Origin of the sequence: Streptomyces sp. NPDC126510, from assembly GCF_040302345.1 — a bacterium.
Classification (GTDB): Bacteria; Actinomycetota; Actinomycetes; order Streptomycetales; family Streptomycetaceae; genus Streptomyces.
In genome coordinates this window covers 157,309-171,937 of record NZ_JBEORR010000014.1, presented here as the reverse complement: position 1 = coordinate 171,937, position 14,629 = coordinate 157,309, and the positions used below count along the sequence as shown (strand labels likewise).

Genomic DNA, 14,629 nt, shown 5'->3' with positions numbered 1-14,629 from the left:
CGGTCGCGGTGCCGGGCCTGGCGCCTATGAGCTGCTCGGCGGACGTCATGCGGGTGCTGGAGGCTCGAACGCCGTTCTGAGGAGTCAGCGGCCCGGGGGGACGCCGGGGCCGAGGCCCAATGACATCACCAGACGGTCCTGGCCTGGCCCGAAATAGTCCCGTCGCACCTCGGCCTCTGGTTCCTCGGGACTGAACCCCAGGGATCGGTAGAGCTCGACGGCGGGACGGTTGGCCGATTCCAGGGTGAGCCGGACCCGCTCGATGCCGGTGCGGCGCAGGCGGGTGAGGATCTCGGCCATCAGCTCGCGGCCGAGGCCGTGGCCCCGATGACCCCGGGCCACACACAGGGCGAGGATCCAGGCGTCCTGCGACAGCGCCGGGGTGCCCGCCACCACATGGCCGTGCAGGTTTCCCGTGCCGTCGTCGAGGACCAGGAAGTGCTCGGCGTACAGCTCGACGAGCTGGCGGAGCAGGAAGGCGGGGTAAGCCAAGTCCGAAAAGACCTCCTTCTCCAGTCGCAGCAGCTCGGGCAGGTCGTGCTCGTGTACGGCGCGGAGCAGGACCGGGCAGGCCTCCGGGGCGGCGGGTCGCCCGGCGGCGAGGAGACGTTGCAGGGGTTCGGCGGTCATGACGCTCCTGATCGGTGCGGGCGGGCGTGGCAGGCGCCTGCGCACGCGTGGTCCGCGTCCGCTGCCTCACTCATCCTGAGGGCGGCGGTGCCCCCGCGGAAGGCGAAGACAGGAATCGCGGCACCGAGGCGTGGGAAGCATCAGGAACGGGGGTGTCGACATGCGCATGGAGCCGCGCCAGCATCTGCTGGATGTATGGCGGGCGGTGGCCCGTCACTCCTTCTCCTTCGAGGACGGGAAGCCCGGCGAGGGGGACCGCGACGGGCTCAGCAGCGTCGCGGACGCCGAGCGGTTGCTCTGCCTGCTGTATCCCGCTACGGAGATCCCCGCCCTGCGGATCGATCAGCCGGACACCACCGAACGGGACGTCCTGCACGCACTGGAGAGCGTCGGCGGTCGGCTGGAGATCCCGCCCCACCTGATCGCCACACTGGGCCGGTTCATGCGCACCCACAGCGGAGAGGACGGCCATCCCACCTTCCCCGGCGGTCACTTCCTCACCCCCGCCGAACCGGGAGCCCACCTCACCCGTGATCAGGCCCAGCTGGGCGTCGTCGATTCCTACGCCAAGTCCGTCACCCTCTGCCTCGCCACTCTGGGGTTCCTCAAGGTCTACGAGACCACGACCTTCCGGCCCGAGGCCCGGGCCGCCGTCGCCGAGTTGCGAGACGTCACCGGCACCCGGCTGACGGCTGCGATGATCAGCCTGCTGCGCTCCTTCACAGTGAACGTCTTCGGCGCCGAGTCCGAACAGGGCCGCCGCCTGATCCAGATCATCGGACAGAACAAACAGCCCGACCCGGTCGTGCTTCAGCAGTTCGCCCGCCGGTTCCGGCCGCTGCGCGTCACCATCGTCGAGAGCCTCACCCGCGGCGTCCGAGTCGACGAGTCCATCCGCGACGAGAACCAGCTCTTCGAGTGCGGCTGGGCCTGGGGCGTGGTCGAGGACGCCCCCGAGGTCACCGACCTCGACGGGGTCGTCCCCGCCCAGCCCGCCGGGATCGCCGACAGGCTGCCGTACGTGTACTTCACCGTCGTCGCCCTCGACGCCATCCAGAACCTGTTCTCCGAGCGCACCCTCGTCCTCGGCCTGCTTGACGAGGACCAGCAAAAACTCGCTGAGGCCCTGCGTCTGCGCTGGGAACTGAGCCAGCAGTACTGGTCGGCCGTCGCCCGCTTCGGCGCCGACCGCTGGCCCCTGGAGGACCTGCCCTGGCGTACCCCCGGCCTGCTCCTGGAATCCGAGTACTTTTCACTGACCGTCGCCGCCGTCCTCGTACAGGACCTCGAGCGCCGCAACGCCACCGACGACGACCTCACCCGCACCGCCGCCCTCATGGAACGGCTGGCCGACCGCGGCCGGGTCACCAGTCGGATGACTGAGAACGATCCCGCCAGGCGGCTGCACGACCCCGGCGTGGCCATGCCGCTCGCCGGTTCGGAGCGGTCCGGCAGCCTCCTCCTGTGGCGGGCGCCCGACTTCTCCGCCCAGCTCCTGAAACGAACCCTCCAGCTCGCATGCCTCTCCCGGGACTTCAGCGCTCGGGACCGCTTGTTGCGCCTGGCCGAGCAGGCCTTCGAGCACCTGTGGCGCCGGCGCGTCGAGGAGGGCGAGGGCGAAGGTCTCTGGGCGGTCGGTCCGAACCTGTCCTGGAGCATGACCGAACGCGTTACCGAGTGCCTGGTCGCCGCCTACAGGCTGTATGCGCGGTCCCCCTTCCGTAGCCACGACATAGAGCGACTGGCAAGGGACATGCTCGGCGAGGCCGCCTGTCTCCTTGGCCAAGAGCAGCTCGCGGCACCTGTCGGCCCAGCCGGCGGCAGTCGGCAGCGCTCGCTGCGCAATATCGTCAACCGCCTTGACCGAGCCCGTCGGCTGCTCGACAGCCAGCCGGGGACCGCCTACGCCCTGGCCCTCGCCGTGCTGGGGGAACTCGATGTCCTGGCCTGGGCCAGGAACGAGGACTGAGCCCGCGCGTCCGCACCGCCCACCTCGATGTCACAGCTTGAGGCTCATGCCGAGGCGGTGAGCGCCCGGTCCGAAGTGATCAGGGCGAGGCCCCTCGGGGTCTGGGGTGAAACCGAGGGACTCGTACAGCGCTCTGGCTGGTTCATTGGTGGGTTCCACCCAGAGCCGGACGCTGCTCGCCCCTTCGGCGCTCACGGTCTTCAGCGCCTGCGTCATCAGTGCTCGGGCCAGCCCCTTCCTGCGTCTCGCGGGCGCGACGCCCAGGCTGAAGATCCAGCTCTCCCCTTTGTACGGCGGTGTGGCGAGCACGTAGGCGCACAGGCTGCCGTCGTCGTCCTCGATGACCAGCAGGTGGTCCGCGTACATGTCCAGCAACTGGCGCAGGGTCGAGTTTCGCATCGGATCGTCGGGAAAGGCAGCCCGATCCAGACGGAGAAGGCCGGGCATGTCCTGCCCCCTGGCCTCGCGAGGCCGGCCGGGCGGAAGCGAAGGTGCTGGCATCGCACCAGAATTGCCTGGTGCCCCCGCCGGTTCAAGTGCCCGGAAGCGTGCCGGGTCCTGCCGTGCGTTCATCATGTCCCCTTCCACCGACTGTGTTGATACCGTGAGGCATGCCTTTCGGATCATCGGATGAACAGGCACAGTTGAACGGGGGCGCGCAGTGGGACGACTTCGACCCCGCGAGGTACGTCGAGAAGAACTACAGCGAGGTGCTCTCCGTCGACGAGGAGATTATGTCGATTGTCCGCGCCCACTTCAGTGATCATTTCCGGGGACGGTCCGATCTGCCGGTTCACGGTATCGACGTGGGGGCGGGAGCCAATCTCTACCCCGCATTTCTGATGCTGCCCTGGTGCGACCGAATCACCCTGCTGGACCGGTCGAAGACCAACCGCGCCTACTTGCGGGGTCAGATCGACAAGCATGACGGAAGTTGGGAGAAGTTCTGGCAGAAGCTGTGCCAGGACGACGCCTACGCAGCGATCTCCGACGGCCCCTGGCCCCGGCTGCGGGAGGTCGCGCAGGTGAAGGAAGGCGACATCCTTCGGCCCGTCGACCTGCCGGACAACTGGCAGACGGGCACCATGTTCTTCGTCGCGGAGTCGATCTCCACCGACACCGAGGACTTCCATCGCGCCGTCCAGCACTTCCTGGAGGCTCTCACCCCTGGCGCCCCCTTCGCGGCCGCCTTCATGGAGCACAGCGCCGGGTACCAAGTGGGTGATCTGTGGTTTCCCGCGAGCAACGTGAGCCGGACGGAAATAGAGGCCAGCATCAGGCGCTTCACCGATTCCGTGCAGATTCACGAGATCGGTGAGCAGGGAGAGGTGCGCACCGGCTACGACTACATCATTCTCGGTTGCGGTTTCCGGTGAGCGGGTAGCTTTCGATGACCGTCATGGGGAGGCGTGGCCGGCGAGGGGGGAGAACAGGATGCGGATCAGGCCACGGCAGCATCTGCTGGACATATGGCAGGCACTGGCCCGGCATTCCTTCCCAGGAGGAGTGTGGGCCTGGGACGACACGGACGGACGCAGCAGTGTCGCGGACGCCGAGCGGCTGCTCTGCCTGCTGTATCCCGCCACCGAGATCCCGGCCTTCCGGCTGGACCACCCCGACACGACGCAGCTCGACGTCGCGAAGGCGCTGAGGGCCCTGGGGGACACCACGGACATCCCCCTCCGTCTCATCGAGGTGCTCGGCGAGTTCATGGAGCGCAACCGCCACGGACGGGAACCCGACTTCGCCGGGGGCGACTACTTCGTCCCGGTCGACCCGGCGCTGAAACTCACTCCGGAACAACGGGGCATCGACGTCGTCGACTCCTACTCCATGTCCGTCAGCCTGTGTCTGGCCGTGCTGGAGTTCCTCAAGGGGTGCCGCAGCACGACACGCCGGCAATCCACCCTCGACCGCATCGACCGGCTCCAGAGCGACACCAGCGTCCGGTTGTCCGCCGCGCTCGTGGGTCTGCTGCGGTCCTTCACCGTACACGTGATCGACATCGCGTCCCCCGAGGGCCAGGTGCTCGCCGGCCTCCTGAACGAGGACGGCCTCTCCGACCGTCAGGTCGTCGATCGCTTCCAACGCCGGTTCGGGACGCTGCGTGCGACCATCACCGAAAGTCCCGGCCTCCATCTACCCGCCGAGGTCCGTGACGAACTCACGAACCCCAACCGCCTGTTCGAGTGCGGCTGGTCGTGGAGCATCGTGCGGGACGCCCCGGAGTTTCCCTTCAAGAGCCCCGCCTACGAGGCGGTCCCGCAGCCCGCCGGTGTCGCCAGCCCCCTGCCCAACCTTCACTTCACGGTCGTCGCGCTGGACGGCATCGTCGACCTGTTGTCGGAGCGCACTCTCACCCGGGGGCTGCTCGACACCGAGCAGCACAAACTGGCCAACGCGCTGCGGCTGCGCTGGGAGATAACCCACCAGTACTGGTCGGCCCTCGCGCGCTTCGGCGAAGACCGCTGGCCGCTGGCGAAGATCCCGTGGCGGACCACGTCCCAGCAGTCGGACTCGGCGTACTTCTCCCTCTCCGTCGTCTCCGTCCTGGTGCACGACATGATGCGCCGGCGTACCACCGGCCACGACCTCAACCATCTCATCAAGGTCATGGAACGCCTCAACGAGCACGGTCGGTTCACCGGTGCAGCCACGAACGACGCCCAGGAGACCGGCCCGCACAGCCCAGGGGTCACCATGCCGCTGCCGGGCAGCGAGGCACTCGGACCCGCCATGGCCTGGGTGATGACCGACTTCCCCACCCAATTGCTGAAACGAGCTGTCCAGTTGTGCTCGCTGGCGCAGAAGACCTCGGAAGAGGAGAAACTGCTGCGCCTCACGGAGGAAACCCTCGACCACGTCTGGAGCCACCGCGTCGAGGACGGTGCGGGCGTCGGCCTCTGGAACGGCCTGCCGGTCACCGGCCTCCAGACACCGGTCCCAGCCGGTAGACCGTCCTGGAGCATCACGGAACGCGTCACCGAGTGCATGGTCGCCGCGCACATCCTGTACATCCAGCCGCCGAGCCACAGCCGCGACCTGTCCGGCCAGGCGCAGGAGGCGATCAGCGAGGCCGCCCACCTGCTGGGCAGGGAACAGGAGCAGTACCCGGCCCCGCGCCGGGCCACCGACCAGGAGAAGTGGATGAAGCGCCTGGAAGCCGACCTGGAGCGGGCGCACCGGCTGGTCGGCGAACAAGCGGGGACGGCGCTCGCGCTCGCCCTCGACGTCCTGGCCCGGCTGGACACCCTCGCCCGGGCTCGCGGCACCGACGGGGAGGTGTGACGGTGCTCGTCTTCTCAGCCTCGGACAAAGGCGGGACCGGCAGGTCCGTCACCAGCGCCAACCTCGCCTACCAATGTGCCCTGGACGGCTCCGACGTCTGCTTCCTGGACTTTGACTTCGGATCTCCCACCGCCGCCACCGTCTTCGACCTTCCCGACGTCCACCGCGAGGCGGAGACGACCGGACTGCACGCCTATCTGCAGGGCACCGTCGGCGAACCCCTGCGCGTCGATGTCTGGGCCCGCACCGAACACTCCGACCTCCGTGACCGGCCCAACGGCTCCGGTCGTCTCGTCCTCCTGCCGGGCGACCGCTACGGAGGGGAGTTCGTCACCGGTGAGGAGCACGTGCACCGGTGCGTCGACCTCGTCCTGCGGCTCAGACGCGAGTTCGACGTGATCATCGTGGACCTGAGCGCCGGACGCAGCTACGCCGTCGACCTGGTGCTGGACGCCACCTCGCCCCGCGGCGGACTCGACCGGCTTCCCCACCGATGGCTGGTCTTCCACCGGTGGACGCGGCAGCACATCGCCGCGGCAGCGGAACTCACCTTCGGACCGCGCGGCATCCTCAGCACCGGCGAGGGCATGGGCCACGACGGGGACGCGCTGCGTGGCGCCATCCGATTCGTGCGGGCGGCCGTACCCGATCCGGATTCGCCCCTGTGGTCCCAGGTCGGGCCGGCGAGGTACGCGTGGATGACGCAGTGCGACAGGGCGCTCGAGAAGCTCGCCTCGGACCGGGGGCTGGGCCGGACCGGCATGGTCGCGAAAATCCCGCTGGAACCCGTCCTCCAGTGGCAGGAGCGGCTCATCACCGACCAGGACGTGCACGACCGCCGGATTGCCGACCCGGAGACCTGGCGGGCCCTGGGCGACCTCGCGCAGCGGCTGACCGACGACAGCTTCTGGGGGGAGCGGTGAACCGACCCGTCCCGATCTTCCGCGAGTCCAGCGCCGAGCCGCGTACCGCATCCCTGCCGTTCTCCCACCTCTCCCTGGAGATCGGCCACTTGTACATGGAGGACATCGTCGAGGGGCCCGAGCGGCTTCGGCGGCACTTCGCCACCGTACGGCCGTGGGTGGACGCCGTCCGGTCCGGCCTCGGCACGTCCGTCACCGGCTCGCGCCCACGCGTCAGCACCTGCTTCCTCATCGACGACTACTTCTCCCGGCTCGCCGCTCCTGACGAACTCCTGCCGTCGCTCGTCGAAGAAGCCACCCGTGCCGGACTGGCCATCGACTACCTGGCCCGCGAATCCGCCTGTGCGGTCGCTCCCGGCGCCGACCGCACGCGGATCCGCCCCGCCGAGTCCGTCATGGACAGGCTGGTGGAGTCCCCGCCGCCGGGCAGCGGCGGCTTCCGGCCGCCCGTCAGCCGCACGGGTTGGCTCAGCAACGGCAGACGCACCCCGTCACAGCGCACCTCCGCCGCCCTGGACCCGGCCGGAGCCGTCTGGCAGCCGCCAAGGGAGACAGGCGCGCGTGGTCACTCGGTCTTCATGGACGTCGAGCTGTGGAGCGAGACGGAAGGGCAGCGCACCTGGTCCTGTGCCTTCCTCGCCGCAGTGTGCTGCCCGGCCGGTTCCTGCCGGTCGAGCACGCCGTACGCGTCATCCTCGACCAGGTCCACGTCGAGGAGGGGCCGCTCAGGCAGGTGGCGCAGCGGTCCGCCGCCGAGCGCTTCGACGTGCCCCCGGGCATCGCGGACCGCGTCTCCTACGTGTTCCCGCCCGGGTTGTGACATGTCGACCGCGCGCACGGACGCCGGTTCCATCCTCGCCTGCGGTGAGGTCCGCACCTGCCTGCTGCCCACCCGCGACCCGCTGGACGAGCCGACGGCCGTGCGGCTGCTGCGGTTGCGCACCGACGAACGGGTCAGGGTCTCCCGGCACCCGAGCCGCCAGGTGGTCTCCCCGGAGGTGCTGACCGGTGTCGACTGCCCGCTGCCCGCCGACACCGGGACTCGGGTCCGCGCCGTGGGCACAGTGCGGGCCCGCGCTGTGCTCGTGGAGGGCCGGGTGCTCCAGTCCTCCGCGTTCTTTTCACTGGCCGGCGCCGGGACCGACCGGCGGCAGCCCTGGGGCCACTACCTGGTCAGGCCCGGGCTGCTCGTTCCCGTCGGGCGACTGCCCGAGCAGGCGGTCGCCCGGGGCTTTCTCCTCGGTCACCGTCCGGGACAGCTGGACATCGGGTCGATCGCCGAGTCCCTGGTGGCGCGGGTCTCCCGGCAGCACCGGGTCCTGGACCTCGATCCGCCGCTCACCACCGCCGACACCCGTCTGCGCTGGGCCGCCGCGCGGACTGCCCCCGGTGACCGTCCCACCGTTCTCTTCACCAAGGACGAGGACGGGCTGCGTGTTGTGGAGTTGCGTCTGCCGCCCGACACCGCACCCGGTGACGCGGCCGGACTCTGCGAGGACCTGGCCCTGCACGACTGGCTGCTCACCACCGTCGCCGACAAACTCGACGGACTACGGACCGGCGCGGCGGACCACCGGGCCGACTCCCTGGTCCTGGGGCCGCTCGTCGACCACGTGCTGCACCTGTGGATGCCCCGGGCCCGCGTCGACCGTGCCCTGCACCCGGTCTGGGAGCAGTTGGACGAGACACCGGGTTACGGAAGGCAGTGGAAGACACTCACCCAGCGCATCCGGGACCGGCTGGCGCTTCTTTCACTTCGCTCGCGCCAGGAGGTGCCGGCGCCGGGCCGACCGGACACCATCCTGTGAGCATCTGAGGGGGGGAGAGGTACATGCAGGGAGATCCGGGCACACCGGGACCGGCCACCGGCGGGGTGCGCGTCGCGCCCCTGGTGCTGAAGGTCCTCATCACCGTCGTGGTGAGCACCGTCGCGTATGTGCTCACCAACCTGGTGGAGCAGTCGGGCGACGAGCTGTGGAAGATCGCGGTGGCCGTCGTCATCGGCGGTTCCGCGCTCATCGTCCAGTACATGGTGGACTTCGAGCAGCGGCTTGCCACGGTCGAGACCGGTCACAGAGAGCGCAGTCGTCGGCTGGAGGAGCACTTCGACCACCTCAGTGACGCTGCCGCGTTGCTGAGCGATCTGGACGATGCGGGCATGAGCACCAGTGACGCCAAGCGCCTGATCAAAAGCTTGAGGCGGGTCGGTCAGCAGGGCCCGGAGATCGTCAAGGCATTCGCCCGGTCGGAGGTGGAGAGTCTTGCCTCCGTCGTCACCGACCTGACCGGGATGAGCGCGCACTGGCCACGGGACAACAACGAGTGGCTCATCCGCCTGACGCAGTGCGCCCAGCGGACCATCGACGCCACGAGCAGCTCCGTTGACCAGCCCTTCTGGGGCACGGACTCGGCGGGACCGTACCTGGACGCACAGACCGAGGCGATGGCGGTCCGTCATGTCACAATCCGCCGTCTCTTCATGATCAAGGAAACCGAGGCGGAAGACTCCGTCGTCATGGCCCGGTTCACCAGGCTGTGCCAGGCCCAGCGCAATGTCGGCATCATGGTGCGCTACCTTGTCCTCCCGCCTTCTCCGGAAGAGCAGCCGCACCCGAGGCCGGCGGCGCGGGACGTGGTGATCTTCGACACCGATCTGTATCTGGAGTTCGAACCGGACCAGCTCGGAGTCAACGTGAAGACCACGCTCGACGCGCAGCGCGAACGGGTCAACCGCCAGGTCAGGTGGTTCAACGCCCTCTGGACGCGGGCCCGGGAGATCGCTCCCGGAGCCGACCCGGTGACATGAGCACCGTGCTGCGCCGCCGGCACGGTTCGGGTGTCCAGGACGTCCTCGGTCGCCCGGCTCACCGAACTGACCACAAGTGCCCGAGCGACAAGCATGATGGGATGCCCGCGCCGCCGGGCACTCCGTCGACGCCACTGGCATGGCTGTAGACCTGGAGTTCTGAAATAGCGGCCCGGGACGAAGTCACCCACTCAACACGGAAGCTCCGGAGGGAACGTGCTCCGGAGCTTCCGTGGATGAGAGGGGAATGGGCCTCGACGAGTCCGGCGAGGTTGTCCTGACAGGGTTTACGGGGCCGGTGTCCCGCGGCGCTTGATCCACCACACGCCGCCTCCGAGGGCGAGCAGTACGGCGGCGCCGATACCGGCCCACGCGGCCGGAGCCATCCCGTCGTCGGCCCCGTCGTCGGCCTGCTTCGCGGAGGGTGTCGCCGCCGCAGCCGACGGCTCGCTCGGTGCGTCACTGGAGGGCGCCGCGGTCGTGGCTTCGTCCGTGGGGCTCGGGCTGACCGGTGTCGCGCCGGGCTCGGCGGGCCCCAGTTCCAGGGTCGGCGCGGGGTTGCCGTGCCCATGGCCGTCGTCGCCCGAGTCGTCCACATCGATCCAGCGGTCGACGTGGCCGTCGCTGTAGGTCTGGAGCGTCTTGAACACGAGTTCCTCGGCCTCCGGCAGCTGACGGACGGTCACGGAGAACTCGGCGTCTTCGCCGACGGCGAGTTCGGGGCCCGACACGGTGTAACCGCGGCTGGTGGTGCCGAACTTCCAGCCCTTGGGTCCCTGGTCGTAGGTGATGTCCGCGGGAATGATGCCCTTGGGCAGGACCACCTCCAGCTTGGTGATGCCGGCCGAGGAGGACTCGGATGCGGCGTGGAAGTCCAGGGTGACGTTCTGGGCGAGGGCGCGTGCGCCCTTCGCCTCGACCTCCGTGTGGGCGTACGCGGGGCCGGCGGCGACGACGCCGGCCACGAGGACCGCGCTGACGGTGGTGAGACGGCGCGCGGTGCGCGCCTTGCCGTGACGGGACACAACGGACTCCGGATGGTCGTCGGTGCATGACATCTCACCCGGTCCGGCGCAGACACGTGGCGGGGCACGCGGGCCACGGCGGGCGCGAGCGGTGGATCGTTCAGGGAGTCGGATCGCGACCCCGGCGAGTTCCCTCAAGAGTGTGTGCTGTGCGTCACAAGGGTTGTCCGGGGTCGCGATGTGGAACGGCGCGTCTACTGCGCCATCTCGTACGTCCCGGACAGCGCCTCGACCCGCTGCCAGACTCGCTCCGTGCGCCCCTCGTCGACGACCGGCCGCCGGACCGAGGCCAGTGCCCACTCCTGCTGCCGCTCGGTCGCCGAGTCCTTCCCGTGCAGTTCGACGGCGTGCCCGGAGAAGTCCCGTACGAGGACGGCGAAGAGTTCGTCGAGTACGTCCTCGTCGAGTCCGGTCAGCTCGGCCTGCTCCAGGACGAGCTGCCCGTGCACGACGAGCGCGAAGAGCTGGCCGATCGAGAGGACGAGGTCGAGGTCGCGGCTCTGCTCCGTGTCGGGGGCGGCCGTGGCGACGAACTCGCAGAGCGCGTCGGCCTGTTCGCGCAGGCGAGCGACGTTGGGCAGGTGCGCGTACGCTTCGAAGGCCGGGCGCCAGTCGTGGAAGCGCACCGAGCCCAGGCCTCGGGCCGGCCCCTGCCGGAACAGGAAGTCGTCGTCGGCCGCGTCGAGACGGGTCGGCACACTCGGGTACTCGGCCGGGTCGAGGAGATGGTTGCGCATGAACTTCAGGATCAGCGCCAGATTGACGTGGACCGTGCCCTCCAGCTTCGGCAGGCTCCGGATCTCCACAGCAGCCTGGCTGAAGTAGTTGTCCTTCTCGAAGCCCTTGGCGGCGATGACGTCCCACATCAGGTCGATGACCTTCTCGCCCTCCGTGGTCACCTTCATCTTCGTCATCGGGTTGAAGAGCAGGTAACGGCGGTCGTCCGGGCCGGCGGAGCGGAAGTAGTCGACAGCGCGGTCGCTGAACAGCTTCATGCCGACGAGCCTGACGTATGCGTCGGTCAGCTCGCGCCGCACGTGCGGGAAGGCGGTGACGGGGCGGCCGTAGAGGACGCGGTTGCTCGCATGGGTGACGGCCTCGTACATCGCGTGTTCGCAGATGCCGATCGAGGCGGTGCACAGGTTGAACTTGCCGACGTTGACCGTGTTGAGGGCGGCGTCGAAGGCCGCGCGGCCGGTGTGCAGAACGTCGGCGGACGTTACGGGATAGTCCTCCAGACGGAACTCGCTGACGAACTTGGACGAGTCGACGACGTTCTTGACCAGGTGGTAGGCCGGATGACGGCTGTCGGCGGCGAAGAACACGTAGCCGTCGGGACCCTCGACGTCGGTACGGCGACCGAAGACGGAGACGAGCCCGGCGGCGTTGCCGTTGCCTATGTAGTACTTGGAGCCGGTGGCACGGAAGCCGCCGTCGCCGTCGGGCTCGAGCAGCATGTCGGTGGAGTAGATGTCGGCGCCGTGGGCCTTCTCGGACAGGCCGAACGCGAACACCTCTCCCTGCGAGAGGAGTGCCGCGGCGCGGGCGCGGGCGGCGGCGTTGTCGCTCTGCCAGACCGGGCCCAGGCCGAGGATGGTGACCTGCCAGGCGTACCAGTAGTCCAGTCCGTAGAAGCCGAGGATTTCGTTGAGCGCGGCGATACGGGCGGTGTCCCACCGCTTGTCCGGCTCGCCCTCTCCCGCGGTGGACGACGGCGTCAGGAAGGTGGCGAACAGGCCCTCCTTGGCGGCGAAGGCGAGGAAGTCACCGAGCCATGCGCGGGTCCGGTAGTCCTCGATCAGCTGCCGCTTCCCGCGCTGCTCGAACCAGTCGACGGTGGCACGCAGCAAGCGGCGTGTCTCGGGGTCGAAGTGCGCGGGGTCGTAGGTGCGCGGGTTGAAGAGCAGGTGGTCAGCCATGGTGAGGACCCCTTTCGGCTGGTGGACGGATGGGAATGGAGAGGTACGGCGGCCGGAGAGGAAGGAGCGGTCGCGGCCGGTGCGGCGGCGCGGTCAGTGACCCGGGCCGAATCGGGCCAGCGTGGCGAGCACGTCGTCCAGCCAGCCGATCATCATCCGCTCGTAGGCGATGCCGCCGCGCAGTACGACGTGCTGGAGCTCGCGCTCCGCGTCCAGGGGCGCTTCCGGAGCGGCCGCGCCCGCCTCGGGACCCGTGAAGTCCCGCTCCTCGCCCGCCAGATAGTGCGCCAGCCGGTCCCGGTGCGCCTGCCGGTGCCGCTCCACCTCGCGGATCAGGGCAGCCGGGTCGTCGAAGGCGGCACCCCGGATCTTCACCGCCAGGTCGTGGCGGACGCTCTCCGGCTCGATCGGATCGTGCAGCCACGAGGACAATGCGGCCCGGCCGAGGTCGGCGACGGAGTACTCCTTCTTGTCCGGCCGCCCTTGCTGCGGGATGTCCCGGGCCTCGACCCAGCCGTCGCTCTCCATGCGCTTCAGCACGCGATAGATCTGCTGGTGGGTCGCGGTCCAGAAGTAGCCGATGGACCGTTCGAAACGCCGGGCCAGCTCATAGCCGGATCCCGGCTTCTCCAGGAGCGACACCAGGATCGCGTGTTCGAGCGCCATGACGACGATCGTGCTATGCAACTCGTTGCATAGCAAGTCCCAACCATGGCGATGCGACGCGGCTCACGTGAGGAGCGCATCGTCCTGCTCGCTCAGGAGAGGTTCAGGGAGCGCCGGACGGTCAGGACCGCGAAGTCGTCGTGACGGCTGTCGTGGCCGGTGAAGGCGCGGGCGTCTTCGAACAGGGCCCGGGGCAGCTTGGTGGGGGAGACCCTCAGGTGGCTCGTCAGCCGCTCCTCGACCGGATAGAACGTCCCGTCGGGCGCGCGGGTCTCGGTGAGTCCGTCCGTGCCCAGCAACAGCGTCGAACCGGCCGGGAAGTCGAACCAGTGCACGGTCGTGGGCTCGGAGGCCAGCCCGGCGAGACCGAGCGGCACACCGGAGTCCAGCGGTGGCGTGGTCACTTCGGCGTCGTGCATCAACCAGGGTGGAACGTGCCCGCAGTTGACGAACTGCGCCTCCGGGCCGTGGTCGACACCGATGATGAGCGCCGTGACGAACCGTTCGTCGTCGCCCGTCTGTTCGGCGTAGGAGTTGTGGCGGACGACCGCGGTGTCCAGGGCGTCGACGAGAGCCGTGAGCGTGGGCTCGCGGTGCGCCGCCTCGCGGAAGGCGCCGATCACGGCGAACGCCGCCCCCACGGCGGCCAGCCCCTTGCCCTGTACGTCCCCGATCAGCACCCGGGTCCCCCAGGGAGAGGCCACGACGTCGTAGATGTCACCGCCGACGAGACGATCCTCCTGCACGGGTTCGTAGACACCGTTGACCAGAACGTCGTCGGTGACCAGGGGGAGGGGACGCAGGATGTGCCGCTGCATGGCCGCGGCGGTGGAGCGCAGGCGGAGCATCTCGTCCTCGCGCCTGATACGCCGCCGGCAGGCGTAGACCGAGGTCGTCCCCAGCGCGAGGGTGAACAGCACCAGCAGCGTCCGGTCTAGCCATCCGCCCCCTTCGTCGTGGCGGAGCAGCACGGTGAGGGTGACGACGAGCGTGGCCCACGCGGAGACGAACCCCGTCTGCCGGACCGTGCACAGGGCCGACGCCGTGCCCGGCAGGAAGACCAGCAGCCCGAGGAGCCACACCGGGGACCGGGACAGGGCGCCCAGGAACTCGACCAGGACCGTCACCGCCAGCACGCCGACGACCAGCTCGGCGTTCCCCGGTGGCTCGATGGCCTGCGGGGCGTGGGCAGACCTTCTCCGGCGGGTGCGCAGGAGGTGGGTACCGGTCATGGGACTCCCGGGCAGGTGGGGTGCTCTCTCTGTTCTACAGGCCGTGGGGCGCACCGGCCTTTCATGTCGGCGGGTGCCGGGGACGCCGGCCCGCCGGTCGGGGGCGGCACCGGGAGGATCGACCCTGCCCGGCGGACGATGCCGACAGCGGGCCGCACGCACCCGTCCCCT

The 14,629-nt window shown here is 69.4% G+C and carries 12 protein-coding genes and 1 pseudogene; 7 read left to right on the top strand and 6 right to left on the bottom strand.

Annotation, left to right across the window (positions count from 1 at the left end; genetic code table 11):
* Positions 1-84 precede the first annotated feature (84 nt).
* Complete coding sequence (locus ABTX60_RS21735; protein WP_352098649.1) at positions 85-630, bottom strand: GNAT family N-acetyltransferase; 546 nt, start codon at positions 628-630, stop codon at positions 85-87.
* Positions 631-790: 160 nt separating this feature from the next.
* Between ABTX60_RS21735 and ABTX60_RS21730 the strand changes: the two genes are divergently transcribed.
* Positions 791-2,599 (top strand): SCO2524 family protein, encoded by a 1,809-nt coding sequence (locus ABTX60_RS21730; protein ID WP_352098648.1) that lies wholly within the window; start codon positions 791-793, stop codon positions 2,597-2,599.
* Positions 2,600-2,629: 30 nt separating this feature from the next.
* On the opposite strand, the gene ABTX60_RS21725 is transcribed toward ABTX60_RS21730, so the two are convergent.
* Positions 2,630-3,100 carry a GNAT family N-acetyltransferase gene (locus tag ABTX60_RS21725; protein ID WP_352098707.1) on the bottom strand — a complete coding sequence of 157 codons (471 nt, stop codon included), beginning with the start codon at positions 3,098-3,100 and terminating at the stop codon, positions 2,630-2,632.
* A 110-nt stretch (positions 3,101-3,210) separates the two neighbouring features.
* Between ABTX60_RS21725 and ABTX60_RS21720 the strand changes: the two genes are divergently transcribed.
* The 6 genes and pseudogenes from ABTX60_RS21720 (at position 3,211) to ABTX60_RS21695 (ending at position 9,616) form a co-directional block, all read left to right on the top strand.
* On the top strand, positions 3,211-3,975 hold the full coding sequence (locus ABTX60_RS21720; RefSeq protein WP_352098647.1) for an SCO2525 family SAM-dependent methyltransferase: 765 nt from the start codon (positions 3,211-3,213) through the stop codon (positions 3,973-3,975).
* Positions 3,976-4,033: 58 nt separating this feature from the next.
* Positions 4,034-5,887: an SCO2524 family protein gene (locus ABTX60_RS21715; protein ID WP_352098646.1), complete on the top strand. Its 1,854-nt coding sequence runs from the start codon at positions 4,034-4,036 to the stop codon at positions 5,885-5,887.
* Between the two features lie 2 nt (positions 5,888-5,889).
* Positions 5,890-6,810, top strand: coding sequence for an SCO2523 family variant P-loop protein (locus ABTX60_RS21710; RefSeq protein ID WP_352098645.1), 921 nt, complete (start codon positions 5,890-5,892; stop codon positions 6,808-6,810).
* Positions 6,807-7,630: pseudogene (locus ABTX60_RS21705) on the top strand (SCO2522 family protein). The gene ABTX60_RS21710 and the pseudogene ABTX60_RS21705 overlap by 4 nt, the downstream one beginning before the upstream one ends.
* 1 nt (position 7,631) lies before the next feature.
* Entirely contained in the window at positions 7,632-8,618 is a 987-nt protein-coding gene (locus tag ABTX60_RS21700) for an SCO2521 family protein (RefSeq protein ID WP_352098644.1), read from the top strand.
* Positions 8,619-8,641: 23 nt separating this feature from the next.
* Positions 8,642-9,616 (top strand): hypothetical protein, encoded by a 975-nt coding sequence (locus ABTX60_RS21695; RefSeq protein WP_352098643.1) that lies wholly within the window; start codon positions 8,642-8,644, stop codon positions 9,614-9,616.
* 287 nt (positions 9,617-9,903) lie between these two features.
* Here the strand turns inward: ABTX60_RS21695 and ABTX60_RS21690 are convergent, their stop codons facing one another.
* The 4 genes from ABTX60_RS21690 to ABTX60_RS21675 form a co-directional block, all read right to left on the bottom strand.
* A complete protein-coding gene (locus tag ABTX60_RS21690) occupies positions 9,904-10,641 on the bottom strand; it encodes a DUF1775 domain-containing protein (RefSeq protein WP_352098642.1) in 738 nt (245 codons plus the stop codon).
* A 194-nt stretch (positions 10,642-10,835) separates the two neighbouring features.
* On the bottom strand, positions 10,836-12,560 hold the full coding sequence (locus tag ABTX60_RS21685) for an acyl-CoA dehydrogenase family protein (RefSeq protein WP_352098641.1): 1,725 nt from the start codon (positions 12,558-12,560) through the stop codon (positions 10,836-10,838).
* A gap of 93 nt (positions 12,561-12,653) precedes the next feature.
* Positions 12,654-13,226, bottom strand: a complete 573-nt coding sequence (locus tag ABTX60_RS21680) for a PadR family transcriptional regulator (protein WP_352098640.1) — start codon at positions 13,224-13,226, stop codon at positions 12,654-12,656.
* Between the two features lie 92 nt (positions 13,227-13,318).
* Positions 13,319-14,458, bottom strand: coding sequence for a PP2C family protein-serine/threonine phosphatase (locus ABTX60_RS21675; RefSeq protein ID WP_352098639.1), 1,140 nt, complete (start codon positions 14,456-14,458; stop codon positions 13,319-13,321).
* Between the last annotated feature and the right edge of the window lie 171 nt (positions 14,459-14,629).

What these genes read in the sequence shown, in the direction of transcription:
- ABTX60_RS21675 (WP_352098639.1), bottom strand. Translation starts at nt 14,458, where the DNA reads ATGACCGGTACCCACCTCCTGCGCACCCGCCGGAGAAGGTCTGCCCAC.
- ABTX60_RS21720 (WP_352098647.1), top strand. Translation starts at nt 3,211, where the DNA reads ATGCCTTTCGGATCATCGGATGAACAGGCACAGTTGAACGGGGGCGCG.
- ABTX60_RS21680 (WP_352098640.1), bottom strand. Translation starts at nt 13,226, where the DNA reads ATGGCGCTCGAACACGCGATCCTGGTGTCGCTCCTGGAGAAGCCGGGA.
- ABTX60_RS21700 (WP_352098644.1), top strand. Translation starts at nt 7,632, where the DNA reads ATGTCGACCGCGCGCACGGACGCCGGTTCCATCCTCGCCTGCGGTGAG.
- ABTX60_RS21735 (WP_352098649.1), bottom strand. Translation starts at nt 630, where the DNA reads ATGACCGCCGAACCCCTGCAACGTCTCCTCGCCGCCGGGCGACCCGCC.
- ABTX60_RS21695 (WP_352098643.1), top strand. Translation starts at nt 8,642, where the DNA reads ATGCAGGGAGATCCGGGCACACCGGGACCGGCCACCGGCGGGGTGCGC.
- ABTX60_RS21725 (WP_352098707.1), bottom strand. Translation starts at nt 3,100, where the DNA reads ATGCCAGCACCTTCGCTTCCGCCCGGCCGGCCTCGCGAGGCCAGGGGG.
- ABTX60_RS21730 (WP_352098648.1), top strand. Translation starts at nt 791, where the DNA reads ATGCGCATGGAGCCGCGCCAGCATCTGCTGGATGTATGGCGGGCGGTG.
- ABTX60_RS21685 (WP_352098641.1), bottom strand. Translation starts at nt 12,560, where the DNA reads ATGGCTGACCACCTGCTCTTCAACCCGCGCACCTACGACCCCGCGCAC.
- ABTX60_RS21715 (WP_352098646.1), top strand. Translation starts at nt 4,034, where the DNA reads ATGCGGATCAGGCCACGGCAGCATCTGCTGGACATATGGCAGGCACTG.